The sequence below is a fragment of the Pseudoalteromonas aliena genome (genome assembly GCF_038155085.1).
GTDB classification, from domain to species: domain Bacteria; phylum Pseudomonadota; class Gammaproteobacteria; order Enterobacterales; family Alteromonadaceae; genus Pseudoalteromonas; species Pseudoalteromonas aliena_A.
In genome coordinates this window covers 366,956-392,229 of record NZ_JBAKAU010000001.1, presented here as the reverse complement: position 1 = coordinate 392,229, position 25,274 = coordinate 366,956, and the positions used below count along the sequence as shown (strand labels likewise).

Here is a 25,274-nt window from a genome sequence, read left to right as displayed (position 1 = left end):
AACATGTCTTATACTACTTTTAGCCGTAATCATAATAACCAAATGCAAGAGCCAATGTTTTTTGGCCAAACTGTAAACGTATCGCGTTACGATCAACAAAAATACCCTATTTTCGAAAAGCTGATTGAAAAGCAACTGTCTTTCTTTTGGCGTCCTGAGGAAGTAGATGTAAGTAAAGACCGTTTAGACTTTCAAGCATTACCAGATCACGAAAAGCACATTTTTTTAAGTAACTTAAAATATCAAACACTGCTTGATAGTGTTCAAGGCCGCTCGCCTAACGTTGCCCTACTTCCTATTGTATCTATTCCAGAGCTAGAAACATGGATAGAAACATGGGCATTTAGTGAAACTATTCACAGCCGTTCATACACGCATATCATTCGTAACGTAACGCAATCACCAGAGCTTATTTTTGATGACATTGTAAGCAACGACAAAATTAGCGAACGTGCTGATGCCGTAACAACGTACTACGATGATTTAATCAATTCTGTATCGCTTTATAACCTATACGGTGAAGGCAAACACGAGATTAACGGTAAAACTGTTATTGTTAATTTATTCGAACTTAAAAAGAAACTTTACCTTGCTATGATGTCGGTAAACATTCTTGAAGCAATTCGTTTTTACGTAAGCTTTGCATGTTCGTTTGCGTTTGCTGAGCGTGAATTAATGGAAGGTAATGCTAAAATCATTAAGCTAATCGCACGTGATGAAGCCCTTCACCTTTCGGGTACTCAGCATATTTTAAACATTATGCAGGATGGCAAAGATGACCCTGAAATGGCGATTGTTGCTGCGCAGTGCCGCGATGAAGCCATTAAAATGTTTGTAGAAGCCGCTGAGCAAGAAAAAGAGTGGGCCGAGTACTTATTCAAAGATGGCTCTATGATTGGCTTAAATAAACATATTTTATGTCAGTATGTTGAATACATTACTAATGCACGTATGACTGCAATTGGCCTACCTGCACAATTTGAAAACAACAGTAACCCGATTCCATGGATTAACTCATGGCTTGTGTCTGATAACGTGCAAGTAGCTCCACAAGAAGCTGAAATTAGTTCATACCTTGTTGGTCAAATTGACTCTCAAGTTGATGCCTCAGAATTTGGTGACTTTGATTTATAATGAATGACAAACCCACTGCAAGCATAACGCTTGCAGATAACAGCCAGTGTATTGAGTTTAGCACTGGCTGCCCTTCTGTTTTACATTGCTTAGAATCACAAAAAATAGACGTAGCATATCAATGTCGCGAAGGCTATTGTGGAGCATGTAGAGCCACCTTACTCACAGGTAATGTTGAATACAACGAAGAGCCTTTAGCCTTTGTGCGCGAAGGCGAAATACTTCTGTGCTGCTGCAAGCCTAATGGCAATATAAGTATTAACTTAAAGTAATTTATTTATAAATCAACTACCCAGGGAGATTGTTGTTTTATCATATTATTTTTCTTTTAAGTAAACGGTTTTCTTTTCAAGATATTGCTCTAAACCAAACTTACCGTCTTCACCGCCAAAACCACTTTGCTTCCAGCCGTTATGAAAACCTTGATGCAGCTCACCCATACCACGGTTAATATATACCTCACCCATTTCTAATTCGTTAATGGCTTTATTAATATCAAAAAATTTTTGAGTGAATATATATGCGCTTAAGCCATAAATACTGTCGTTACAGTACTGTATTGCTTGGTCCATATCTTTAACTTTTACAATAGGGAGTACTGGGCCAAAAGTTTCTTCGTGAACTGCAATATTATCTTGCTTAACGCCTACAAGTAACGTTGGATCGTACCAAAAACCACCTTCAATACCTACAACAGTCGCAACTTTATCACCAGTGGCAACAGAAGCGCTTTGTTGAATACTTTGTTGAACAATGTGGTAATATTATCTATTTCACGTTGATTACACTTAGGCCCCATTTGTGTATCTGGATTCATAGGATCCCCAACACGAAGTGCTTTTTCAGCTGGTATAAATTTAGCCATAAACGCATCGTAAATAGACTCTTGAATATATAAACGCTCAACACAAGTAAATACTTGGCCACAGTTAGCGTAGCGGACCAAAGTGCGCCTTCAACCGCTTGATCAAGATCGGCATCAGCCATAACAACCATTGGGCTTTACCACCAAGTTCAAGCATTACAGGTGTCATTATTCTGCGCTAGTTTTATAAATTTGCTTACCTGCCGCTGTAGAGCCTGTCATGGTGATCATTTTAGTTATTGGACTTTCACACAATGCTTGGCCAACAACAGATCCTGAGCCATTTATCACGTTTAACACACCTGTAGGAATGCATGCACCGTTTGCTAAACGACCAAGCTCGGTAGTTGCTAAAGGCGTTTCTTAGGTTGGTTTTAGTACAATTGAGTTAGACTTACTCAGCGGCGATGCCGATAATGGCCGGTGGTTTTGTATAAGAATGTAACTGATTTGAGTGACACTCACTTTACCCTTATTAGAGTTGGCTATTCACCAAGTGGTGATTGATCCCTATGGGGTTAGAATTGAGATTAAAGTTATTTGGCATGATGGTACGCGACTAAAGCTTATAAATGTTGCAATTAAAAAATTAATTGAGTTAGGGGAATGTAAAACTGAAACTGGTTTTATTTCGATGTAAAGCTCCTAATATATATTAAGGGGATCACCAATGAGAGCGCCTTTTATTTATAGAACTTTCGCAATTAAAAAAACATTGAAAACCGTATCGATAGTTTTTCAATTTAGAGAGCAAAAACTGATAAATAATCTTAAGTAATGGTCTCCTCCCTATACGGCATCTATGTGCCATGGTTAAAGTGGTTACAATAATCAAAGGGAGAAGAGCAAAATGAAGATTACAACAATTGGTTTAGACATAGCAAAAAGATTTTCCATTTTGTATGCTGCAATGAACAAGGGCGCTTAGTTAAAAAGAAAAAATGAAAACTAAACCCTAAATAACTGTACATTCTAATAAGATAATAAAGATACTTTTAATTAATACGGCGCTCTTATCTAACTAGATACATAATCTAACTATTGTATTTTGACTTTTAGTATATTGCCCTCGACTGCGATTACGGATATGATAATAACTATCATTTACGATTACCTTTTGGAATCCTTCACTATGAATTTATTATTTAACCCATCTAAAACTTTAGGTGCAAGCCTTTTACTAGCCTCGGCGTTTATGGCTCAACCTGTATTAGCTAACGGCCCTATTGGCGAGCATGTAAATCATCTTCAAGAAAACATTAAAAGCTACACCGAAGAAGTAGAATGGATGGTAGGCAAAGTTGATACCATGGTAAGCGACTACGATACCAAAGGCTCTAAAGCTGTAAAAACTGATGATCTAATTGAATACTGGGAATCAGTTAAGTTTCACAGTGCAATAGAAACTAACTTTGTACCGGTATACGCTTCTATTTGGCAAGGTATTTATGGCGTAAAAATGGCCATTGAAAATGGCAAACCAGCTTCAGAAGTTCATAAAGAACAAGAAGCGATGAACATAGCCTTGTGGCAAGGCCTTGGGGCTGTTAAGCTTGCTGCAAAATTCCAGCAAAAAGGCTTGTTAGAGAGCGTTAAAGCAACCGCGACTGCTGAAATGACACAAAGTGCGACAATTGATGAAATTAAGCACAAATTAGACCGTGTAGTCGCTAAATTTGCTGAGCGTTTACAAGACGAAGCAACTGAAATTGTTCACGATACTTACCTGCACCTATTTGAAGGCGTAGAAGGTACGCTTATTGAACAAGACGCTAACCTAGTTGAAGTGCTGGAAAAAGACTTTAACGTAACACTGCCACAAGCAATTAAAAATAGTAAAAGCGTAGACGAAGTACGCGATGTGGTAAGTGACATGCAAACTAAATTAGATCGCGCTAAAACGCTAATAGAAAAAGCTGAAAAGTCGCGTAAGGATGTATTTTAAGTGAAGCGTAGGACCTTTATACAAGGCATAGCTGCGTTAGGGGTGGTTGGCTCATTGCCGCTGCCTCTTTCTCGTGCGCTAGCCGCTGATATAGCAAACCCTGTTTCTGTTGACGATTTACCAAAGCTTAAAGGCGAGTTAACCCTTTATTTAGGGCGAGGCGAAGGTGGTTTGTATGAAAACGTATTACAAGCTATCCAGAAAAAAAATCCAGACTTTAAACTCGGTATACGCCGAGGTCCTACTGCTGCTTTAGCGAATACCATTGTTGCAGAAGCTAAAGCTGGCGTTCGCCGCGCTGATTTATTTTGGGCGGTTGATTCAGGCGCAATTGGTTTAGTAACCGATGCTGGCCTTGCACAACCTATCCCTGGTGATTTATCTGCTCAGTTACAACCACAGTTTAGATATAAAGAGTGGGCTCCAGTAACTGGCCGTATTCGTACATTGCCATATAACACGTCGCGTTTAACCAAAGAGCAAATTCCAACAAGTATTATGGAAATTGCCGACAGCGATTTAAGTATTGGCTGGGCGCCCGCCTACGCTTCTTTTCAATCATTTGTAACCGCAATGCGAATTTTAGAAGGCGACGACAAAACCGCTAAGTGGCTTAAAAAGATTCAAAAGCGTGCTAAAACATACGCCGGCGAGCTAGGTGTTGTGATGGGCGTTGAGCGCGGTGAAGTTGATATTGGTTTTGCTAATCACTATTACACATTGCGTTTAAAATCAGGCAAGCCTGATGCTAAGCTTGATTTAGCATTTACACAAAATGATGCGGGCTGTTTAGTTAATGCATCAGGTGTATTAGCGCTTAACGACGATCCGCTTGCTACTAACTTTATGCGTTACTTACTCAGTAAAGAAGTACAAGGTTATTTAGCAACTGAAGCTTACGAAATTCCGTTAATCAATAATATTAGCCAACCAGAGGGATTACCTTCACTTGCAGATATTTCACCGCCTAAAATAGATTTAACCCAACTGGCAGATTTACGACCTACCATCGATTTGATGAGAAATAACGGCGTTTTATAATGCGACTCCCCCCTTCTTACCCAATGGCGCTGCTTGCAGCGCTCATTACGATTACCCCTGTTTTTATATTAATAGTGCTTGCTAGTGATGCCAGTACTGTTTTTGATAGTCATAATTTAAAAATTTTAGGTAATACCTTAGCCCTAATGGGGTTAACGGTTTTAGGTTCTATTTTAATTGGTGTGCCACTGGCCTTTATTAGCGCGTATGTGCATTTACCATTTAAAAAAGTTTGGCTGGTTGTATTTGCGGCGCCGCTTGCAATTCCCAGTTATATAGGTGCATTTACCCTTTATGCTGCTTTTGGCCCGGGTGGGGAAATAAACACGCTAACCGGTATAGAAACCCCTTCTATGTATGGTTTAACGGGCGCAGCCATTGTAATGACCTTATACACATTCCCATTTGTAATGATGACAACTCGCTCATCCCTACTGAGCCTTGATGCAAGCATGGTTAACGCCGCGCGTACACTGGGTATGTCGATGACGCAAAGTATATTTAAAGTTATATTACCGCGCGTAGTAAACGGTATTGCAGCAGGCTCTTTGTTAGTCGCGCTTTATACGTTATCAGACTTTGGCACGCCCGCAATGATGCGCCTAGATACTTTTACCCGCGTAATTTATGTTGAATACAACGCCTTTGCGTTAGGGCACGCTGCAATGCTTTCAATTCAACTGATGGTTATTGTTGGCTTTTTACTTTTAGTAGAATCACAAATAAAAACAGCGCCTGAGCGCCATGGTCGTCCGTTAATTTTATTTCCAAACAAGTTACAGTTAAGTGCAATGTTTGTTACTTTTTCACCTGTTTTACTACTCGCTATTGGCTTGCCTTTGGCTATATTTTCGCTTTGGTTAGCTCGCGATGGTTTTAGCTCATTTGATTTTAATATTGCGTGGAACTCTACGTATGCATCGGGTATTGCGGCAATTGTAGCCGTTATCGTTGCGATCCCCGTTGCGCATGCCGCACTGAGTGGAAAAGCGGGTCGTATAATGGAACGTGTTACTTACTTTGGCTTTGGTATTCCGGGTATAGTAATGGGCACAGCGCTTGTTTACGGTGGTTTACAGTTGCCGTTTTTATATCAAACACTGGGGTTGCTTATTATTGCTTACATGCTGCGATTTTTACCACTTGCTGTAGGCTCTGTTAGAACAAGCACCGAACACTTAGATCCAAGCTTAGTAAAGTCTGCGCGCGTATTAGGGGCAAGCCCACGTGAAGTATTTACTCGCATAACACTGCCTTTAACTATGCGCGGTATTATTGCTGGTGCAGCACTAGTATTTTTAGAGTCAATGCGCGAACTAGAAGCCACGCTACTACTTGGCCCAACGGGGTTTGAAACCCTCTCTACCTATTTATGGCGTGTATACGAAGCGGGCTATTTTGGTCGCGCCGCTATTCCTGGATTGTTGTTAGTAGTGATATCTGCCTGCGGGTTAGCTATTATGATGGCTGGCGAAAAACGCAACCAGTTTGAAAATTAAGGATTAAAAAAAACAATGCTATCTGTAAGTCAGTTGTCTATAGATTATGGCAGTAACCGCGTAGTAAGCGATTTAAACTTTTCGCTGGGTGAAAACGAAATCCTTATGCTTGTAGGGCCAACCGGTTGTGGTAAAAGTACAATTTTACAAGCCCTTGCTGGCCTTATACCTATTAGCGAAGGCGAAATAAACACGGGTAAATGGCGCGCTACACCCAAATTAACACTACCTCCTGAAAAACGCAGTGTAGGTATGGTATTTCAAGATTTTGCGTTATTTCCGCACTTAACCGTACAGCAAAACATTTGCTTTAGATTAAAAGATACAGCTCCTGCTGAGTATTGGATAAACCTACTTGGACTGAGCGATTTTAGAGATAAAAAACCAGCAACGCTTTCTGGCGGACAAAAGCAGCGCGTTGCACTTGCGCGTACCCTTGCCCACCAACCTGATTTTGTACTACTTGATGAGCCGCTTTCAAACTTAGATGCAGCCCTTAAAGACATGCTTCGTTGGGATATTAGAAACGCACTTAAAGCCGCAGGCGTACCTGCAATTTGGGTAACACACGATCAAGAAGAAGCACTTTCAGTTGGCGATCGTGTTGGTGTGCTTAAAGGCGGTAAAATTCAGCAAATTGATACACCCGAGCGCTGTTTTAGCACACCAAACAATCGCTTTGTGGCACGCTTTTTAGGTGAAGCCAGCTTTATTAGCGGCCAATTTAGCCAAGGACAAACCACCACCTCAATTGGTAATGCGCCTGCTCATGGCGTTGACTGTGAAAGTGGCGACGTGGATGTACTACTTAGGCCAGACGATGTATTGCTTGTACAAAGCAGTGTTGGAAATAATGGTGAAGTTGTATGGGTACGATTTGAAGGTGGTAGCCGCTTATGTGCTGTAAAACTTGCGTGCTCTACAGTTGTAACTAGCCGAGTAAGCCATGAAGTTGTGGTAAATCCTGGCGATGAAGTGCATGTATCACTCAGTACCTCGCACCCACTAGCGGTTTATAAATCTATAGATTAATATCTATACCTAACTCAAAATTAAGAGGAAACCTCATGAACGGACCAAACCCCAATAATCCTTCACCAATGGAAGGTTTTCCTCAAGTAGGTTTTTTAAAAAACTATATTACTTCTATCAATATTGAAGTAGGCGATTATACATATTATGACGATCCTGATGGCCCTGAGAATTTTGAAAAAAATGTGCTTTACCATTTCGATTTTATTGGGGATCGTCTGATCATAGGTAAGTTTTGTGCGATAGCTAAAGACGTTACTTTTATAATGAATGGCGCTAACCATCAAACTTCTGGATTTTCTACTTATCCATTTTTTATATTTGGTAATGGCTGGGAAAAATTTGCACCAAAATCAAATGATTTACCCTTTAAAGGCAATACAGAAATTGGTCATGATGTTTGGATTGGTTATAACGCTACAATTATGCCCGGGGTAAAAATTGGCAGTGGCGCTATTATTGCCAGTAAATCAGTTGTTACCTGCGATGTACCTGCTTATAGTGTTGTAGGTGGAAATCCCGCTAAAGTGATAAAAACCAGATTTGACGATAAAACAATAAATACGCTGCTAGATATAGCTTGGTGGGATTGGAGCAATGAAAAAATCACTGCTCATTTAGATGCCATTACACAATGCGATATAAAAGCCTTATCTAATCTCTAAGTGATTACCACTCAAACATGTAGGCCATTTTACTTATGGTTTTTAGCGGCACATTGTGTGAGTTTCGTTTAGCGTATAGGTGCTGCATAGCTTTGTCTTTTACTTCACCCACTATCACTTCTTTTACTTGATAACCTAAAGCAACGGCAGCTTGAGAGTAAGCTATAAATTCCCACTTTTTAATATTGGTGTTATCTACAATTACCAATGGAATGCCTTGAGCAAGTGCATTTATAAAGCGCGCCAAATTTAAATTATGAAATTGTGGTAACTTAAATTTATCGAAATGATATTCGCCCTGCTCATTATTAAAGTAATCATCAGTTGAGCAAATTAGGTACTGGCTTTCGTCAGCGCCGCCTAATTCGTCGGCAAGGTTTTGCGCGTAATAGGACTTACCACTTCCAGGTAGTCCACGTAATATAAAAACTTGTTTCATAGCATCGATTTTTTAAGTGTGAATAAAAATAAATTTAATTAGTTTGTTAATAATGCCACAAAATCATTAAATTTCAGAGCAACAAATCATAATAGTGGCAATTAAACTCTAAAAACTGTTTAAAAATAAACCGCATGCATAAAAACTTTTAAAGAGTTGCCCACAATAGTTTTTTTATTTAACTTTACTAGGTAAGATACAGGGTTCAAGTGCAGCACCGTTTATGTGCAATTTATGCCCGAGTGTTGCGCACAGTTAAAATAAAACAGTTAGGCAACTTATATCATTGGAGTGAAGATGAGCCATTTAGCGATTTCAGAGCTATTAAAAGGCAATGTTGCGGTAGACAGCCAAGTAACAATTAAGGGCTGGATCCGTACTCGCCGCGATTCAAAAGCAGGAATTTCATTTTTAGCCGTTCATGACGGTTCGTGTTTTGATCCTATTCAAGCGGTAGTTCCTAATTCACTGAATAATTATGATGAAGTTACTAGCTTAACAGCCGGTTGTTCTGTGTCGGTTACTGGTGTTTTAGTTCAATCTGCTGGCCAAGGTCAATCTTACGAAATTCAAGCTAACTCAGTGACTGTGTTAGGTTGGGTAGAAAACCCAGATTCATACCCAATGTCGGCAAAGCGCCACAGCATTGAGTACTTACGTGAGCACGCTCACCTTCGCCCTCGTACGAATATGATTGGCGCGGTAACTCGTGTACGTAACTGTTTAGCACAAGCTATTCACCGTTTTTACCACGAGCAAGGCTTTTACTGGATAAGCACGCCAATCATTACGGCAAGTGACTGTGAAGGCGCTGGCGAAATGTTCCGTGTATCTACGCTTGATATGCAAAACTTACCACTTACAGACAAAGGCGATGTTGATTACAGTGAAGATTTCTTCGGCAAAGAAGCATTCCTTACTGTATCTGGTCAGTTAAATGGCGAAACTTACGCCTCAGCAATGTCAAAAATTTATACATTTGGCCCAACATTCCGTGCAGAAAACTCAAATACATCTCGCCACCTTGCAGAATTTTGGATGGTAGAGCCTGAAGTAGCGTTTGCAGATTTAGAAGACATAGCAAAACTTGCTGAAAACATGCTTAAGTATGTGTTTAAAGCCGTACTTGAAGAGCGCCGTGATGACATGGAATTTTTTGCACAACGTGTAGAAAAAACTGCAATTACGCGTTTAGAAGAGTTTGTAGATAAAGACTTTGCACAAGTTGATTACACAGACGCTGTAGAAATTCTTAAAACGTGTGGCAAAAAGTTTGAGTACGCTGTTGAATGGGGCGTAGATTTACAGTCTGAGCACGAGCGTTACTTAGCTGAAGAGCACTTTAAAGCACCGGTAGTTATTAAAAATTACCCACGTGATATTAAAGCATTTTACATGCGCCAAAACGAAGACGGTAAAACCGTTGCCGCAATGGACGTTGTAGCACCTGGTATTGGTGAGATCATTGGCGGTTCACAACGTGAAGAACGCCTTGACGTACTTGATGCACGCTTAGAAGAAATGGGCTTAAACAAAGAAGATTACAGCTGGTACCGCGATTTACGTAAATACGGTAGCGTGCCGCATTCAGGCTTTGGTTTAGGCTTTGAACGCTTAGTTGCTTATGTAACTGGTATGGGCAACGTACGTGACGTTATTGCCTTCCCTCGTACTAAAGGCAGCGCAACTTACTAATGCTAAGTTAGCCGTTTATAAATACTAAAACCAGCCAATTGGCTGGTTTTTTTATGTCTTTAATTTACCAAATAAAAAAGCCGCAGCACTCAAAGAGCACCACCGCTTTCAACCAGAATAAATTTTGCTCGATTAAACGTTATAAAGCGCCTTCAAGCTGTGGCAGTACTTCAAATAAGTCAGCCACTAAACCGTAATCAGCGACTTGAAAAATAGGTGCGTCAGGGTCTTTATTAATCGCGACGATTACTTTTGAGTCTTTCATGCCGGCTAAATGCTGAATAGCACCGCTGATACCTACTGCAATATACAAGTTAGGTGCTACAATTTTACCTGTTTGCCCTACTTGCATGTCGTTAGGTACAAAGCCTGCATCAACTGCAGCGCGCGACGCACCAATAGCTGCACCTAGTTTATCGGCAATACCATTGAGTAATGCAAAGTTTTCGCCGTTTTGCATACCTCGACCACCCGATATAACCACAGTGGCAGCCGTAAGCTCTGGGCGTTCTGACTCGGTCTGCTCAACACTTACAAAGCTACTTAACTGCGAATCTGACACTGTATCAATACTTGTTACAGCTGCTGCTGATTGCTCACCTTGTAAATCAAAGCTACTGGCACGCACGGTAATTACTTTTTTGCTATCGAGTGACTTAACCGTTGCGATTGCATTACCTGCATAAATGGGTCGTTTAAATGTATCTGCGTCCACTACTGCGATAATTTCAGAAATTTGTGCAACATCTAATAGCGCAGCAACACGTGGCATAAAATTTTTGCCGGTTGTAGTAGCACTTGCCACAATATGACTGTAGTTATCGGCAAGGCTTAATACTAAATCAGTCATGCTTTCAGCTAACTGGTGTTCATAAACGCTGTTATCGGCAACTAAAACACTAGCTACTCCATCAATACTGGCCACTTGTGAGCTCATTGCGCTTAAGCTTTTGCCTGCAATAAATACATCTACAGGAAAGCCCATGTTTACTGCGGCGTTAATAGTTTTTGAGGTTTCTGGTTTTAAGGCACCGTTGTCGTGCTCTGCAATTACAAGTGTTTTCATTTAAATCACCTTTGCCTCTGTTTTTAATTTTTCTACAAGCTGCGCAACGTCTTCAACAATAATTCCTGCGGTGCGTTTAGCTGGCTCTTCTACACTTATTAATTGAATGCACGGTGTTAAATCAACACCAAGCGAATCTGCTGCTATTACTTCAAGCGGCTTACGTTTGGCTTTCATAATATTTGGCAGTGATGCATAGCGAGGTTCGTTTAAGCGTAAATCAGTTGTAACAACTGCCGGTAAATTAAGTGCTACCGTTTGCAGCCCTCCATCAACTTCGCGTGTTACGTTTACTTTGCCATTTTCAATAACTACTTTTGATGCAAATGTACCCTGCCCGCGATTAGTTAATGCAGCAAGCATTTGACCTGTTTGATTATTATCTGAGTCGATTGACTGCTTACCTAAAATGACAAGTTCAGGCGTTTCTTGATCTACAATTTTTGCAAGAAGCTTAGCAATATGAAGTGACTCGAGCTTTTCATCGGTTTCGATGTGAATGGCTTTGTCAGCGCCCAGTGCTAATGCTGTGCGTAATTGTTCTTGCGACGCTTTTGGACCAATAGTTACGGCAACCACTTCAGTGGCAGTACCGGCTTCTTTAAGGCGAATTGCTTCTTCTATAGCAATCTCACAAAACGGGTTCATTGCCATTTTTACGTTAGTTAAATCAACGTCGCTGTTATCACTTTTAACGCGTGCTTTTACGTTGTAATCAATCACTCTTTTTATTGGTACGAGAACTTTCATAGGAACTCCATAATTATTTAAACCTACAAGGTAACGTGCACGTCAACTTATTTATTTTATGAAATTAGACTACTTCCTGTTGACGTAAACGTCAACCTAAAATAACCTTTAACTATTCACAGTCTGTAACGTTTAATTTGCAAGGTTAAAAATAGGCTGTACACCTTATTTAAATGCGTAGTAAACATTGAAATAAGTCCGTCATAGATAAAGAGGTTATTATGGTCGAACGTGAAACCATGGAATTTGATGTAGTAATTGTTGGTGCAGGCCCAGCTGGGCTTTCAAGTGCAATTAAACTCGCGCAATTAGCACAAGAAAAACAACAAGAGTGCATGATTTGCGTAGTCGAAAAAGGTTCGGAAGTAGGTGCACATGTACTCTCTGGTGCTGTTTTTGAAACCAAAGCTTTAGATGAACTACTACCTAATTGGCAAGAGCTTGGCGCACCGGTTACAACCAAAGTAACTAACGATGAAATTTATTGGTTTAATAACGAGCAAAAAGCGACATCAATTCCCCACTTTGCTACGCCAAAAACATTTCATAATGATGGTAACTACATTGTGTCTATGGGTAACGTGTGTCGATGGCTTGCAGAGCAAGCTGAAAGCTTAGGCGTAGAGATTTTTCCAGGATTTAGCGCACACTCTTTAATAATTGAAGATGAAGCAGTAAAAGGCATTATTACTGGCGATATGGGTGTCGACAAAGACGGGAATGAAAAAGACGGTTACATGCCTGGCATGGAGCTTCGTGCAAAATACACTATTTTTGCTGAAGGTTGCCGTGGTCATTTAGGTAAACAATTAATTAATGAGTTTGCACTTGATGCGAATTCATCGCCGCAGCATTACGGTTTAGGCTTTAAAGAAATCTGGCAAATAGATGAAAGCAAACATGAGCTTGGCAAGGTAGTTCATGGTACAGGTTGGCCACTTAGCGGCGATACTAATGGTGGTGCATTTATGTATCACAGTCAAAACAATCAAGTTGTTGTTGGTTTAATTGTTGATTTAAATTACTCAAACCCACATTTAAGCCCGTTTGATGAGTTTCAGCGAATGAAGCACCATCCAGTATTTAAAAGTGTACTTGAAGGAGCTGAACGTATTGCTTACGGTGCGCGTGCTATTGCTAAAGGTGGCTTGCATTCATTACCAAAAATGCATTTTGCTGGTGGTTTACTTGTAGGGTGTGATGCAGGCACACTTAATTTTGCAAAAATTAAAGGTAATCACACCGCAATGAAATCGGGAATGATTGCCGCTGAGGTTATTTTTGAAGCATTGCAAAATGAGTTGACAAATATGGATTTAACTCATTATCAAACGGCATTTGAGCAATCGTGGGCATATAAAGAGTTATATCAATCTCGTAACTTTGGCCCTGCAATGCACAAACTCGGTAAGTTTATAGGTGGTGCGTATAACACGCTTGATCAAAATATTTTTAATGGCGGTTTACCGTTTACGTTTAAAGATAATACGCCCGATCACTCTACCCTTGTTGATACTAACGCCGCTGACAAAATTGCATACCCAAAACCAGATGGACAACTTAGCTTTGATAAACTCTCAAGTGTGTTTTTATCAAATACTAACCACGAAGAATCACAGCCGTGTCATTTAAAGCTTAAAGATGCGTCAATTCCTATTAACGTAAATCTAGTTAAATTTGATGAACCCGCACAACGTTATTGCCCAGCAGGCGTTTACGAAATACAAGAAATAGCAGGCAATAAAGAGTTTGTTATTAACGCTCAAAACTGTGTGCATTGTAAAACCTGCGACATTAAAGACCCAAGTCAAAACATTACATGGGTAACACCTGAAGGTGCTGGTGGGCCAAATTACCCTAATATGTAACTAAATTATGCGTTATATAGCCATATAACTACGTTTTTTACATATAAATTATAAACATATCCTAAATTGCAGGGGCTTCGGCCCCTTTTTTACGTTATGCTAATAGTAGTTTTAATAATAAGAGTGTTATTTATGCCGTCGTCAAAAGTTATTTTTCGTTTTTTAGCAGAGCCTACCGATGTTAATTTTGGTGGTAAAGTTCATGGTGGGGCCGTCATGAAATGGATTGACCAAGCAGGCTATGCATGTGCTGCGGGTTGGAGTGGTCATTACTGCGTAACTGTTTCGGTTGCGGGTGTTAAATTTAGGCGCCCTATTTTAGTGGGTCAAATAGTCGAAGTAGAAGCTAAAATTGCCCATACAGGCAGAAGTAGCATGCAAATATTTATTCAAGTTAGGTGTGGCGATCCAAAAACGCAAAATATGGTTGAAACAAATCATTGTGTTATCAGCTTTATAGCAATGGACGAAACAGGCTACCCTATAGAAGTGCCTTCGTTCAAAGCTGTAACAGAAGAAGATATTAAATTAGAAAATTACGCTATAAAAATGAAAGAAATAGCAATTGAGACAGAAAATTTGCTTCATGAAGTCTAATTACTAATTTAAATAAAGTAAGGCTATGTAAAAAACTCATTATACTTTGTAAAACATACAACTTACTTTAGAGTACACGATTACACAAAAGTTCACTTTGATTATAAAACACGCTAAACAATGTAAAAACCAATACAAAAGAATTAATTATGGCGTGTTTTTAATCTACTTTAATATTGGCACGCTCGCTGCAAGTAAATAATTGAAGTTTGATTAATAAAATCAAGCATTTGATTATTTTTTGTAAAGGAGCTATTCAATGATTAAAACACTTTCTCTTTCAGCTATTGCACTAGCAACACTGGGTTTTAACTCTGCAGCACACGCTGACATTTCTGATTTCGATTCTCCACGTATTTATACTGGTATCGGTTACGGTCAATATTCTTTTGAATTTGAAGACAGTGACAACGACACTGACTTTGACGACGATGCACAAATGCTTAAAGGCTATATTGGTACTCAATTTAACGAATACCTAAGCTTAGAACTTGCTTATCAAAACTTTGATGAAGTAAGTGATATAGACAGCAAAGCTGAGATTGATGGCGTATCGCTTGCCGCACGTTTGGGCTACCCGATAACAGAAAGCTTTTCTGTATATGCAAAAGGCGGTTGGCTTGAGTGGGATGCAGATTACACACAAGATTTACCAGTAGGTGGCGTAACAGCGTCTACAGATGGTGGTGATGCATTTTATGGTGCGGGTATTGAATACGCGCTTACAACAAATGTACAGTTTCGTTTAGAGTACGAACGCTACAAACTTGATGACGATATTGATCCGGACATGGATGTAGCGTCTGTATCAGTCCAATACATGTTTTAATATGTCTTGAACATGTTTGAAAAGGGTAAGCTTAAGAGCTTACCCTTTTTTGTTTAAGGTCCTTTTTAAATACATTAATATAAACTACTCAGTCTAATAAATAACTTTAAACCGTTTGGTCTATAAGCAATAAACTTGCTTACATTAATGCCATAAATACTAAATGCAGGTAGAATAGCGCTCTATTTTATTTGTACCCGAGTACTATGAGCGATTATAACATTTCGGCTATTGGCCATATTCAATCTCCATATAAACAAAAGTTTGCTATACCTAGGCAGCCTCGTTTAGTACCACAAGCCAAGGCAAAACTTATTTTTGCGCCTGATTTTAATCGCGAAGAGTTTGTACGTGGTTTAGATGAATTTACTCATATTTGGTTGTTATTTCGTTTTCATGAAACGGCCGATAAAGGTTATTCTGCCATGGTGCGCCCACCACGTTTAGGTGGCAATGAGCGAAAAGGTGTGTTTGCTACACGCGCTACATTTAGACCAAACGCGATTGGTATGAGCGCAGTAAAACTTGAAGGTATTGAGTATAAAAACGGACAACTTAGTTTATTACTCGCTGGCATTGATTTACTTGATGGCACACCTATCATCGATATTAAACCGTACTTACCCTATTCAGATGCAATGCTTGACGCCAGTGCTGGCTTTGCAGATACACGCCCAGAAACACAAATGACGGTTGAATTTAGCCCTCAGGCAACTGAGTTTGTTAATGCGCAAACACAATACCCAGATTTACATGATTTTATAGCTAATGTTTTAAAACAAGATCCCCGCCCTGCCTATAAAAAACAAAAAGACGGCGAGCAAAGCTATGGTATGACTTTGTACAATTATAATATTCGCTGGCAAGTCAATGGCGAGCATAACGTAGTAACAAACATAGAAAAAAACTAAATAACTCACTTAGCGCTTTAGTGTAAAAGCATCCGCTGTTAAACTTAAGCTCTATTAAAAGAACATAATTACTCTATTTCGGAAAAAACATGCGTACAAGCCAATATATACTCGCAACACTTAAAGAAACGCCATCAGATGCTGAAATCGTATCGCATCAGTTAATGCTTAGAGCCGGTATGATCCGTCGCGTCGCTTCGGGTTTATACACTTGGTTACCCTCTGGTTTACGTGTGCTACGTAAAGTAGAAAACATTGTACGTGAAGAGATGGACAAAGCAGGTGCTATTGAAATGCTAATGCCTGTTATTCAACCCGCTGACTTGTGGGAAGAATCTGGTCGTTGGAATGAATTTGGTCCTGAGCTTATGCGCTTTACAGACCGTCACAACCGCACGTTTGCACTTGGTCCTACACACGAAGAAGTAATAACTGATTTCGTACGTAAAGAAATAAGCAGCTACAAGCAGTTACCCGTTACTTTATACCAAGTACAAACTAAAGTACGCGACGAACGTCGTCCTCGCTTTGGTGTTATGCGTGCCCGTGAATTTACAATGAAAGATGCGTACTCTTTTCACTTAAGTGAGGAATGTTTAGATGCAACTTATCAAGCAATGCACAAAGCATATTGTAATATTTTTGAGCGTTTAGGCCTTGATTACCGCCCTGTTATTGCAGATACAGGTTCTATTGGCGGTAGCGTATCGCACGAGTTTCATGTACTCGCTGAATCTGGCGAAGATGCCATTGCATTTAGTGATGGTAGCGATTACGCCGCTAATATTGAAAAAGCAGAAGCGCTTGCTCCAGACGTTTCACGCCCAGAGGCAACAAAAGAACTAAAAGTATTTCCTACACCAGACGCTAAAACTATTAGCGAGCTTAAAAAGCATTACGGCGTTAAACCACATCGTGGCGTTAAAACGTTAATTGTTTACGGTACACCTGATGAAAACGATGTACGTGGTTTAGTGGCGCTTGTACTTCGTAGCGATCATGATTTAAATGAACTAAAAGCCGAAAAGCACCCACTTGTTGACTCGCCTCTTGAAATGGCTACGGAAGCAGACATAGTTGACGCTATTGGCGCAAAACCAGGTTCACTTGGCCCTGTTGGCTTATCAATGCCTATTATTGTTGATAGAACAGCAAATGTAATGGCTGATTTTGTAGCTGGCGCTAATAAAGATGACGAACACTTTAGCGGTATTAACTGGGATCGCGACGTAACTAACTACGAAGTTGCCGATATCCGCAATATTGTTGAAGGTGACGCTAGCCCATGTGGTCAAGGTAATCTTCAAATTAAACGTGGTATTGAAGTAGGCCATATTTTTCAGCTGGGTACTAAGTACTCAGAGGCAATGAAGGCAGGTGTATTAAGCGAATCCGGTAAAAACCAAGTTATGACTATGGGTTGTTATGGTATTGGTGTATCTCGTATTGTTGCAGCGGCTATTGAGCAAAACAATGATGACTACGGTATTAAATGGCCGCAACCAATTGCACCATTTGATTTAGCAATCGTACCGATGAATATGCATAAATCTCATCGTATTCCTGATATTGCTAATAACCTTTATCAAGGTTTAAAAGATGCCGGCCTTGATGTGTTATTTGACGACCGTAAAGAGCGCCCTGGTGTTATGTTTAATGATATGGAACTAATTGGTGTGCCTTATACACTGGTTATTGGCGAACGTAACCTTGACGATAATAAAGTTGAGCTTAAAAATCGTCATACCGGTGAAAAGCTTATGGTTGATATAGACACCGCAGTTGATGCAATTAAAGCGGCTGTTAAAGGTTAATAACACGTACTCAGAGCAGACTATAAGGCCGCATTTAAAATGCGGCTTTTTTTATGCTCGATTAATAGCAATGCGTAAGAGTAGCAGATCAATGACTCACCTTTCCTAGCTTTATAGAAATCTTTTAATTACGTGCCTTGGTATAAATTGTCATGGAGGCCTCGCTAAAGTGTCTCATAAGTGTCATTAGATTTATCTACAGTGTTTAATTATTACACTATGGATGACGGGCATGACAAACAATCAACAGCGTAAAAAAAACAATATTATCCAGCCGTTTGGATATCTGACGTTCATTTAGGTTACAAAGATTGTAAAGCAGATTACTTACTCGACTTTTTAAACTCGGTAGAATCCGATACACTTTATTTAGTGGGTGATATTATTGATTTATGGTCAATGAAACGACAATTTTATTGGCATTTTTCTCACCATGAAGTATTAAACTGCATACAAGTAAAAGCAGCTAGCGGTACACGCGTCATTTATATTCCCGGTAATCATGATGAAGCGTTTAGAAACTATGTAAATCAAACATTATTTGATGTTGAAATCCACCAGCAGTTTATTCACACCACTAAAGCTAATAAACGGTTTTACTTATACACGGCGACGACTTTGAATCAGCGACTCGTTATAACAAGCTAGTTGGTATTTCGGGTGATGCAGGATACGACTTTTTATTATTTTTAAATCGCTGGACTAATCGTATACGTAAAGTATTTGGTGGTAATTACTACTCGCTTGCATCATGGATAAAAGCTCGCGTACACAAAGCACGTGAAGCAATTAGTGCCTTTGAAGATGCTGCAGTTCATGAAGCTAAAAAACAAAACGTAGACGGTATTATTTGTGGACACATTCACCATCCCAAAATTAAAGTGGATAACGGAATTATATACTGTAACGATGGTGATTGGGTTGAGAGCTGTACAGCGCTTGTAGAGCAGCAAGATGGAAAGATTGAATTACTACATTGGTCAGATACACAGTTTATACTCCATAGCGCAGACATAGCTGTTCTTAACACGTCTTTAAGTACGTCAATAACTACCAAACCAAAAAAATCAGCTGCCTAGCAGCTGATTTTCAAAAAACGATTAACTTAACCAAGTAATTAGCTTGTCTTTTAAAGTTTGAGGTTTAATTGGTTTTGTAATGTAGTCGTTCATTCCAGCAGCTAAACAACGCTCTCTATCGCCTTCCATCGCACTCGCTGTCATGGCGATAATAGGTATGTGAGTATAATCTACTCCGGCCTTGCTGTTTCTAATTTCACTTGTTGTATCGTAGCCGTTTAAATTAGGCATTTGGCAATCCATTAATATAACATCAAAAGCTTGCTCTTCGTTTAGTCTCAATGCCGCCAAGGCTTCAATACCGTCTGACGCACAAGTGATTTTTACTTTAGTACGTTTTAATATCGCCTTAGCTACTTCAATGTTTATCATATTATCGTCAACTAATAATACATGATACGCAGATAGGTCAGGCTCAACTTGTTCCTTTTCCAAGCCTTTTGGTGGCGCTATAATACAATCACTACTAGCACCAAATAAGCTGGCTAATTTATAGCTGAATTGATCTTGAGTGAGTGGTTTATTTAAAATATGGCTGCCTTCAGGTAATACCGTTTTGATTGGCTTATCGGTCACCATGTCTCGTAAAATTAAAACGTACTTTTTATTAAACTGTTTACAGTAATCAATTAAAGCATCAATTTGAGGATGCTCATCATCAATTAATAATAAATCAGCTTCAAACTCTTTGTGCTCACTAAAGTAGTCAAGTCGTACAATGTTTTCTGCTTTTACTTTGCAGGTTAATAACAATAAGTCGCACACGTTTTTATAAACGTTATCGCGCGCTATTAATGCAGCTACGTTAATACTTGTAGCAAGCTCTATACCTGTGTTTAGTTTTTTCTCTTGTGCAACATGTAGTTCAACCGTTGCGGTAAAGGTACTACCAGCGCCCTTTTCACTTTTAACCGTAATATCCCCCCCCATTAGCTGAGCAAGCTTTTTACATATAGATAAACCTAAGCCAGTACCACCAAAATGGCGGGTCGTGCTTGAATCTTCTTGCGTAAATACTTCAAATAATTTGTCTATGTTTTCAGGCGCTATACCAATTCCGGTATCTTTTATTGTAAAGCTCATTAATAACTTTGAGTCAGTAATGTACTTAGAGCCAACAGCTAAACTTACTTCACCTCTATGAGTAAATTTAAATGCATTATTAACTAAGTTAATTAAAATTTGTTTAAGTCGATGGCTGTCACCAATAACCATTCTGTCTACTACATCTTTAGTATCTAAAAATACTTCAAGACCCTTTCGTTGCCCTTGTAACGCTAAAGAACTAATCATATCGCTGCATACTGTAACAACATCAAATGTATGATTATCAATATCAAGCTTACCAGCTTCAATTTTTGAAAAGTCGAGAATATCGTTTATTAAATTCATTAGTGAATTTGCACTACTATTAGCTAGTTTTAAATAATGGTATTGTTGATCAGTTAAGCCGTCTTCTTTGAGCATTTCAAGCATACCTAAAACACCATTCATTGGCGTACGAATTTCGTGAGAAATATTAGCCACAAAATCACTTTTTGCTTTACTTGCTGCAAGAGCTTGATCAATTGCTCGCTCAAGCTCAACCGTTCTTTGGGATACTTTTAGCTCTAGCGTATTATTTAGACTTTCAAGCTCTGACTGGATATTTTTCAACGAGCTAATATTTCTTAAAATTGCAGCTACTTGATAACAATTACTAAATACATCATAAATACTGCTTAATGTAATTGAGTAAAACTGTCTGTTGCCAAAGCCATCTATGAAGATAGCCTCAAATGGCATTTTCACCCCGTCAGAAATTGCTTCTTCTACGCAGTTTTTATCACTATCATTTAGTTTGAAAAGTGAAATGAAGTTAACACCTCCAGTAGTTAACTTTTCTCCAAATACTTCTTTTGCAGTATTATTAAAATGAATAATTTGACCTGTATGTTCAATAGTGAAAATAGCATCTAATGAGTTCTCAATAATTTTATTGTTTTGCTCTTTTAATGAATGTATAAGCAGCTTACGACTTATAAAACGCTGGTATAAAATAGTGATGACTAAAAATACACTAAAAAACACCCCCAACATGATTAAAAATTTTTGCCGCCTTTCACTTACCTTGGCCAATAAAAGTTCAGTGCTAACACTTACAGCAAGCTCAAGTGGTAACATTGCAACATCGCCATCAAAAGAAATTCGCTTTTGTAATGTGTAATATAATGGGTAACCATCGAAAGGAAGAGTGCTATTGGCAGACATTGTCGTAGATGAAGAAAATTCTTCATCCCAAGTTCTAGCTCTATTAAACTCAAAACCAAAACTCAATTTAGGGTTAGGATGATACAAAAATTCACCCTCATTATTCATAAGGTAAATCTGTGTCCCTTTTGGAGATTCTACCGTTAAACTTTCAATCAACTTGTCAGCGAAATAATTAGTTACTAATATCGCAAACACCTGATTTTCTTCGTCAAATACAGGCTTTGCAACCCGAAAAGTGCTTACATACGGTTTTTGTATTTGTCCATTTTCGCGATTATAATTTAGAGGAGAGATATAAACACTTTTCTGATCCAACATACTCGCTTTTATGATGTAATCTCGCTGACCCTTTTTTTGCAATTGTTGGCCTTGTAATCGAGTTATTTCACCTAACCTATTACGATCAACTCTAACTACTTCTTGCCCACCGTCATCAAGCATAATATATCTAGCTTGTAATATACTATCGTCTGTACGCATAAAACCACTAAAAATACTAGCTAAGCGCTCTTGCCATACATCCATTGGCGTGCCTAGTAAAGGGTCTATTGATTTATTTTCGGTGGCCCGAGTAATACCTTGAATAGGTGGTGTCGCATCTAAAAAGCGAATGGCGGTTACACTATCTTGAAGATGCTTTTTTAAAGATATGCTTTTAATTTCGAGTTCACGCTTTAAATCGATTTGAGCTGCGTGATAAATTTCACTTCTAACGTTTTTTTCAAAAAGATATAAAGAAGGTAAAGCGATTAGTAAAAAGATTATTGCTGCAACAATTACTAATTTGTTACTTCTTCCAACATCCAATAAAGCATTCCGTTTCAACATCTACCTTTCCACAATATTTTATTTCCTTCAGTATAGAGTATTAAAACTCAAAAAGGACCCCAAAACTAATTAGTTACTACTATTAATTTTAGGTTCTAGTAGATAAAAGACTAATCTAATACTGCCTTTATTTTAAATGATTAGCTCTATATCCTTATTATCAAAAGAAACATCCTATAAATAAGTAACCTAAATTTTGGATAATAAATTTATCTCAACAGCTATTTTCAATGCTTATTGCGTTGAATTTACTTGTAATAGTCCTCCTATTCATGCGTAAGTTTACATTGTTTCACTGAAAATCTCTGGCTAGAGAAAATAAATTTAAATATCATAATAAATACGTTGGTAAACCTCCTAACCAGAGTTGAGGTTAAGTAAATTTCGACAAGTTTTATTTATATAACCATTTAACTAACTTTTGAACATACCCGTTTGAGCACAAGATTAGATGGCAAAATCGCTAGCTTGCCACGCTAAGTTAAGGCCTAGTGAATCATTTTCTTTTTTTCGTAGAGTTCCCACGCCCAAAAATTCAACTCATCATTTGCATTTTTAATATCAACTAACGTACCGTTGGCATCAGTTGTACCTGTTGGGTTATCAAACCAAAACGCCATTTTATTGGTGTTACTAATTTCTTCAAAGCGCGATAGCGTGTAATCAAGCGTAGCCGTAATATTATCATTAGGCGCATATTGTAAAACCAACTGCTCGTTTTGACTCTCACGTTCAGTTTCAAAGCGATCCATTTCTTGCATCCAAGCTACCCAATAAGTACCCGTTGGATTAACTGTGGTATCAATTGCACTGCTATATACTCCTGTGGGGGTTAGCGCGATTACGTAACCAGCCTTGCGAGTACCTACGCGCTCTCGGCCACTTTCTCGCTCTGAATGCGACAGTGCAAGTAAAACACCAAACGTATTATCAGCGAATGTTTGGCTCACCATTCCCGAAATTTCAGATGTTAAATTAGAATCTTCAGCACTGGCATCTAATCCACAAACATATGGCTGCTTATTAGTTTTTTAAAAATATATTTTTTACGACAGATTCGAGTTGATCTTTTCGAGGTTAAACTGTTAACAATCATTCCATTTTATACTTAGATATTTAAGTGAATTGGAAGTTTTAATGAATGCAATTATTAAGACGGCTGGTCTAATTAGTTAATAAAGCAGTATTGCCAAAACATTAACGAGTTTACTTATGCCCTATAATTTACAAAAACTAATTAGAATAAAACCAGCTGATTTACTTTCATTTATCGCCTTTATATTTATTAGCGTGACTTTTGCTAGTGTAAAAGTGTATGCCACTGATGCTGTATGGCCTTCAAAAACAGTTTATAAATATGCAAGTGTTGAGGGTAAAAAGATCTTTTACCGAGAAGCTGGCACACAGCATAAGCAAACGATTGTACTTTTACATGGTTATCCGTCGTCATCACATAGCTACCGTGAGCTTATTCCGCTTTTATCTGGTCGTTATCATGTTATAGCACCTGATTATTTAGGCTCCGGTTATAGCGACCGCCCAAACCCTGCGGATCAAAAATATACATTTGAGTTACTGGCTAGATATGTTGAAGGACTACTGATAACGCTTAAAGTAAATCGCTACACCCTCTACATTCAAGATTTTGGAGCACCTGTAGGCTTTAGAATGTTGTTAAATAATCCAGATAAACTTGATGCGCTTATTGTACAAAACGGTAATGCATACTTAGAGGGACTAACATCTGCTAGGCAAGCGTTTTTTAAGAACGCAAATGAGGATAAATCACAAACACAGCAAGATAAACTATATTCATTCACCTCTGAGCAAGCCATTATTAATAAACAATATTTACGTGACGTACAAAAAAATACCGACGTGATGAATCCCGACAGTTGGACTCACGATTCACACTTTTTACAAACCAGAGCTGATAGATTAATTCAGGTACAATTGCTGCAAGATTACTACAATAACCTACTCGACTACCCAAACTGGCAAGCTTACTTACGTCAAAACCAGCCACCTACATTAATTGTATGGGGTAAAAATGACCCTGCATTTATAGCCGCAGGCGCTAAAGCTTATCTAAAAGATGTACCAAATGCAGAACTACATTTACTTGATTCTGGCCACTTTAGTGTTGAAGAAAAACCCGTAGAAATTGCAAAGCACATTGTAGATTTTATGGATAAGTTAACTAATACCAATAATAAATAAGGTATTAAGTTTGTCATTTATAGCAAACATAAAAAAGCGCTAAGGGACTAAACTACCAGCGCTTTATTAAACTTAACCCACATTTAATGTGAGTCAATAATTAACCTTCTTCTTCAATGAGTGACTCTAGTAGGTCATGTATTTCAGCTTTAAGCTCTTTGTCTTCAATTTTGTTAGCGCTGACTTTAGCACTTTGCAGATTTTTAATTGCTTCGCCTTTTTGACCAAGTTCTAGTTGCAATGTAGCCATTGAAAAAGCAACCGATGACATGTGATCTTTGTTATTAATCGCAACCGACTTTTCTAATGCTTTTTCGTAAGTGGTGATTGCCTCCTCTAGCTCTTCGGTAAAATCAGCTAGGGTTTCCCATTGTACTGGGTGATCTTTTGATGTATTTTCATTTTCTATACAAATAGCTTTTAGCTCTGCAAATAACGATTCAAACTTTTCACGGTTATTTTTATTCGCTGCCGCCATTAAATCTTCTGCAAGATCATGTACCGCTTTATATACTTTTGTGTTCATCATCGCGAGGTATCCTTTAGAGTTAAACTAAACGCTTTTACTTTAATAAAAATAGTATGTTCAGTGGTTAAAAGCTTATTTTAACCACTGATTTATTGAATTAGCTATATGGCGTAATAATACATTAATAATGAACATAGCGTAGATGTTAAACGCCTTTGGTTGAGTTTTATTTAAGTAAAAGCTCGAACCCAACATACTCAGGTAGAAACTGAAAA

Annotated in this window: 20 protein-coding genes and 2 pseudogenes; 15 read left to right on the top strand and 7 right to left on the bottom strand. The window is 38.6% G+C overall.

Features of this window, described 5'->3' with window-relative positions; translation table 11 throughout:
• The first annotated feature begins 3 nt into the window (after positions 1-3).
• Together nrdB and yfaE are read left to right on the top strand one after the other, a co-directional pair.
• The gene (gene nrdB / locus V6260_RS01810) at positions 4-1,134 is read left to right on the top strand and encodes a class Ia ribonucleoside-diphosphate reductase subunit beta (RefSeq protein ID WP_211000145.1); all 1,131 of its coding nucleotides are present in this window, start codon (positions 4-6) and stop codon (positions 1,132-1,134) included.
• Positions 1,134-1,406 carry a class I ribonucleotide reductase maintenance protein YfaE gene (gene yfaE, locus V6260_RS01805; protein ID WP_211015745.1) on the top strand — a complete coding sequence of 91 codons (273 nt, stop codon included), beginning with the start codon at positions 1,134-1,136 and terminating at the stop codon, positions 1,404-1,406. The genes nrdB and yfaE overlap by 1 nt, the downstream gene beginning before the upstream one ends.
• A 45-nt stretch (positions 1,407-1,451) precedes the next feature.
• Here yfaE and V6260_RS01800 read toward each other — a convergent pair.
• Positions 1,452-2,311, bottom strand: a pseudogene (locus V6260_RS01800) (aldehyde dehydrogenase family protein).
• An 820-nt stretch (positions 2,312-3,131) separates the two neighbouring features.
• Here V6260_RS01800 and V6260_RS01795 point away from each other — a divergent pair.
• The 5 genes from V6260_RS01795 to V6260_RS01775 are packed head-to-tail and all read left to right on the top strand — an operon-like array spanning position 3,132 to position 8,181.
• Positions 3,132-3,944 carry a hypothetical protein gene (locus V6260_RS01795; protein ID WP_341592390.1) on the top strand — a complete coding sequence of 271 codons (813 nt, stop codon included), beginning with the start codon at positions 3,132-3,134 and terminating at the stop codon, positions 3,942-3,944.
• Positions 3,945-4,985, top strand: a complete 1,041-nt coding sequence (locus tag V6260_RS01790; RefSeq protein ID WP_341592388.1) for an extracellular solute-binding protein — start codon at positions 3,945-3,947, stop codon at positions 4,983-4,985.
• Positions 4,985-6,484, top strand: a complete 1,500-nt coding sequence (locus V6260_RS01785) for an iron ABC transporter permease (protein WP_341592386.1) — start codon at positions 4,985-4,987, stop codon at positions 6,482-6,484. Before V6260_RS01790 ends, V6260_RS01785 begins: the two co-directional genes overlap by 1 nt.
• Positions 6,485-6,499: 15 nt before the next feature.
• Positions 6,500-7,516, top strand: coding sequence for an ABC transporter ATP-binding protein (locus V6260_RS01780; RefSeq protein WP_341592384.1), 1,017 nt, complete (start codon positions 6,500-6,502; stop codon positions 7,514-7,516).
• A gap of 35 nt (positions 7,517-7,551) precedes the next feature.
• Entirely contained in the window at positions 7,552-8,181 is a 630-nt protein-coding gene (locus V6260_RS01775) for a Vat family streptogramin A O-acetyltransferase (RefSeq protein WP_182671615.1), read from the top strand.
• A gap of 4 nt (positions 8,182-8,185) precedes the next feature.
• Here the strand turns inward: V6260_RS01775 and V6260_RS01770 are convergent, their stop codons facing one another.
• Positions 8,186-8,620, bottom strand: coding sequence for an ATP-binding protein (locus V6260_RS01770; protein WP_341592380.1), 435 nt, complete (start codon positions 8,618-8,620; stop codon positions 8,186-8,188).
• A gap of 297 nt (positions 8,621-8,917) precedes the next feature.
• Between V6260_RS01770 and asnS the strand changes: the two genes are divergently transcribed.
• Complete coding sequence (gene asnS / locus V6260_RS01765; protein WP_341592378.1) at positions 8,918-10,315, top strand: asparagine--tRNA ligase; 1,398 nt, start codon at positions 8,918-8,920, stop codon at positions 10,313-10,315.
• A 139-nt stretch (positions 10,316-10,454) separates the two neighbouring features.
• Here the strand turns inward: asnS and V6260_RS01760 are convergent, their stop codons facing one another.
• Both V6260_RS01760 and V6260_RS01755 read right to left on the bottom strand, forming a co-directional pair.
• A complete protein-coding gene (locus tag V6260_RS01760) occupies positions 10,455-11,381 on the bottom strand; it encodes an electron transfer flavoprotein subunit alpha/FixB family protein (protein WP_341592376.1) in 927 nt (308 codons plus the stop codon).
• Positions 11,382-12,131, bottom strand: a complete 750-nt coding sequence (locus tag V6260_RS01755; protein WP_341592374.1) for an electron transfer flavoprotein subunit beta/FixA family protein — start codon at positions 12,129-12,131, stop codon at positions 11,382-11,384.
• A 221-nt stretch (positions 12,132-12,352) separates the two neighbouring features.
• Between V6260_RS01755 and V6260_RS01750 the strand changes: the two genes are divergently transcribed.
• From V6260_RS01750 to V6260_RS01725, 6 genes and pseudogenes are all read left to right on the top strand, one after another.
• The gene (locus V6260_RS01750) at positions 12,353-13,999 is read left to right on the top strand and encodes an electron transfer flavoprotein-ubiquinone oxidoreductase (protein ID WP_341592373.1); all 1,647 of its coding nucleotides are present in this window, start codon (positions 12,353-12,355) and stop codon (positions 13,997-13,999) included.
• 132 nt (positions 14,000-14,131) lie between these two features.
• On the top strand, positions 14,132-14,596 hold the full coding sequence (locus tag V6260_RS01745; RefSeq protein ID WP_341592371.1) for an acyl-CoA thioesterase: 465 nt from the start codon (positions 14,132-14,134) through the stop codon (positions 14,594-14,596).
• 259 nt (positions 14,597-14,855) lie between these two features.
• Positions 14,856-15,425, top strand: coding sequence for an outer membrane beta-barrel protein (locus V6260_RS01740; protein WP_002961225.1), 570 nt, complete (start codon positions 14,856-14,858; stop codon positions 15,423-15,425).
• Positions 15,426-15,631: 206 nt separating this feature from the next.
• Entirely contained in the window at positions 15,632-16,336 is a 705-nt protein-coding gene (tsaA, locus tag V6260_RS01735; protein WP_341592368.1) for a tRNA (N6-threonylcarbamoyladenosine(37)-N6)-methyltransferase TrmO, read from the top strand.
• An 89-nt stretch (positions 16,337-16,425) separates the two neighbouring features.
• Positions 16,426-18,150 carry a proline--tRNA ligase gene (locus tag V6260_RS01730; RefSeq protein ID WP_341592367.1) on the top strand — a complete coding sequence of 575 codons (1,725 nt, stop codon included), beginning with the start codon at positions 16,426-16,428 and terminating at the stop codon, positions 18,148-18,150.
• A 232-nt stretch (positions 18,151-18,382) separates the two neighbouring features.
• Positions 18,383-19,229, top strand: a pseudogene (locus V6260_RS01725) (UDP-2,3-diacylglucosamine diphosphatase).
• A 21-nt stretch (positions 19,230-19,250) separates the two neighbouring features.
• Here the strand turns inward: V6260_RS01725 and V6260_RS01720 are convergent.
• Both V6260_RS01720 and V6260_RS01715 read right to left on the bottom strand, forming a co-directional pair.
• Positions 19,251-22,310, bottom strand: coding sequence for an ATP-binding protein (locus V6260_RS01720; RefSeq protein ID WP_341592365.1), 3,060 nt, complete (start codon positions 22,308-22,310; stop codon positions 19,251-19,253).
• A 488-nt stretch (positions 22,311-22,798) separates the two neighbouring features.
• The gene (locus tag V6260_RS01715; protein ID WP_341592363.1) at positions 22,799-23,263 is read right to left on the bottom strand and encodes a hypothetical protein; all 465 of its coding nucleotides are present in this window, start codon (positions 23,261-23,263) and stop codon (positions 22,799-22,801) included.
• Between the two features lie 259 nt (positions 23,264-23,522).
• On the opposite strand from V6260_RS01715, the gene V6260_RS01710 reads away from it, so the two are divergent.
• On the top strand, positions 23,523-24,530 hold the full coding sequence (locus V6260_RS01710; protein WP_341592362.1) for an alpha/beta hydrolase: 1,008 nt from the start codon (positions 23,523-23,525) through the stop codon (positions 24,528-24,530).
• Between the two features lie 100 nt (positions 24,531-24,630).
• Here the strand turns inward: V6260_RS01710 and V6260_RS01705 are convergent, their stop codons facing one another.
• Entirely contained in the window at positions 24,631-25,059 is a 429-nt protein-coding gene (locus tag V6260_RS01705) for a tetratricopeptide repeat protein (RefSeq protein ID WP_341592360.1), read from the bottom strand.
• Between the last annotated feature and the right edge of the window lie 215 nt (positions 25,060-25,274).

Bases quoted from the DNA above. Each gene is read 5' to 3' on its own strand.
- nrdB (WP_211000145.1), top strand. From the start codon at position 4: ATGTCTTATACTACTTTTAGCCGTAATCATAATAACCAAATGCAAGAG.
- yfaE (WP_211015745.1), top strand. From the start codon at position 1,134: ATGAATGACAAACCCACTGCAAGCATAACGCTTGCAGATAACAGCCAG.
- V6260_RS01795 (WP_341592390.1), top strand. From the start codon at position 3,132: ATGAATTTATTATTTAACCCATCTAAAACTTTAGGTGCAAGCCTTTTA.
- V6260_RS01785 (WP_341592386.1), top strand. From the start codon at position 4,985: ATGCGACTCCCCCCTTCTTACCCAATGGCGCTGCTTGCAGCGCTCATT.
- V6260_RS01780 (WP_341592384.1), top strand. From the start codon at position 6,500: ATGCTATCTGTAAGTCAGTTGTCTATAGATTATGGCAGTAACCGCGTA.
- V6260_RS01775 (WP_182671615.1), top strand. From the start codon at position 7,552: ATGAACGGACCAAACCCCAATAATCCTTCACCAATGGAAGGTTTTCCT.
- V6260_RS01770 (WP_341592380.1), bottom strand. From the start codon at position 8,620: ATGAAACAAGTTTTTATATTACGTGGACTACCTGGAAGTGGTAAGTCC.
- asnS (WP_341592378.1), top strand. From the start codon at position 8,918: ATGAGCCATTTAGCGATTTCAGAGCTATTAAAAGGCAATGTTGCGGTA.
- V6260_RS01760 (WP_341592376.1), bottom strand. From the start codon at position 11,381: ATGAAAACACTTGTAATTGCAGAGCACGACAACGGTGCCTTAAAACCA.
- V6260_RS01755 (WP_341592374.1), bottom strand. From the start codon at position 12,131: ATGAAAGTTCTCGTACCAATAAAAAGAGTGATTGATTACAACGTAAAA.
- V6260_RS01750 (WP_341592373.1), top strand. From the start codon at position 12,353: ATGGTCGAACGTGAAACCATGGAATTTGATGTAGTAATTGTTGGTGCA.
- V6260_RS01745 (WP_341592371.1), top strand. From the start codon at position 14,132: ATGCCGTCGTCAAAAGTTATTTTTCGTTTTTTAGCAGAGCCTACCGAT.
- V6260_RS01740 (WP_002961225.1), top strand. From the start codon at position 14,856: ATGATTAAAACACTTTCTCTTTCAGCTATTGCACTAGCAACACTGGGT.
- tsaA (WP_341592368.1), top strand. From the start codon at position 15,632: ATGAGCGATTATAACATTTCGGCTATTGGCCATATTCAATCTCCATAT.
- V6260_RS01730 (WP_341592367.1), top strand. From the start codon at position 16,426: ATGCGTACAAGCCAATATATACTCGCAACACTTAAAGAAACGCCATCA.
- V6260_RS01720 (WP_341592365.1), bottom strand. From the start codon at position 22,310: ATGTTGAAACGGAATGCTTTATTGGATGTTGGAAGAAGTAACAAATTA.
- V6260_RS01715 (WP_341592363.1), bottom strand. From the start codon at position 23,263: ATGGTGAGCCAAACATTCGCTGATAATACGTTTGGTGTTTTACTTGCA.
- V6260_RS01710 (WP_341592362.1), top strand. From the start codon at position 23,523: ATGCCCTATAATTTACAAAAACTAATTAGAATAAAACCAGCTGATTTA.
- V6260_RS01705 (WP_341592360.1), bottom strand. From the start codon at position 25,059: ATGATGAACACAAAAGTATATAAAGCGGTACATGATCTTGCAGAAGAT.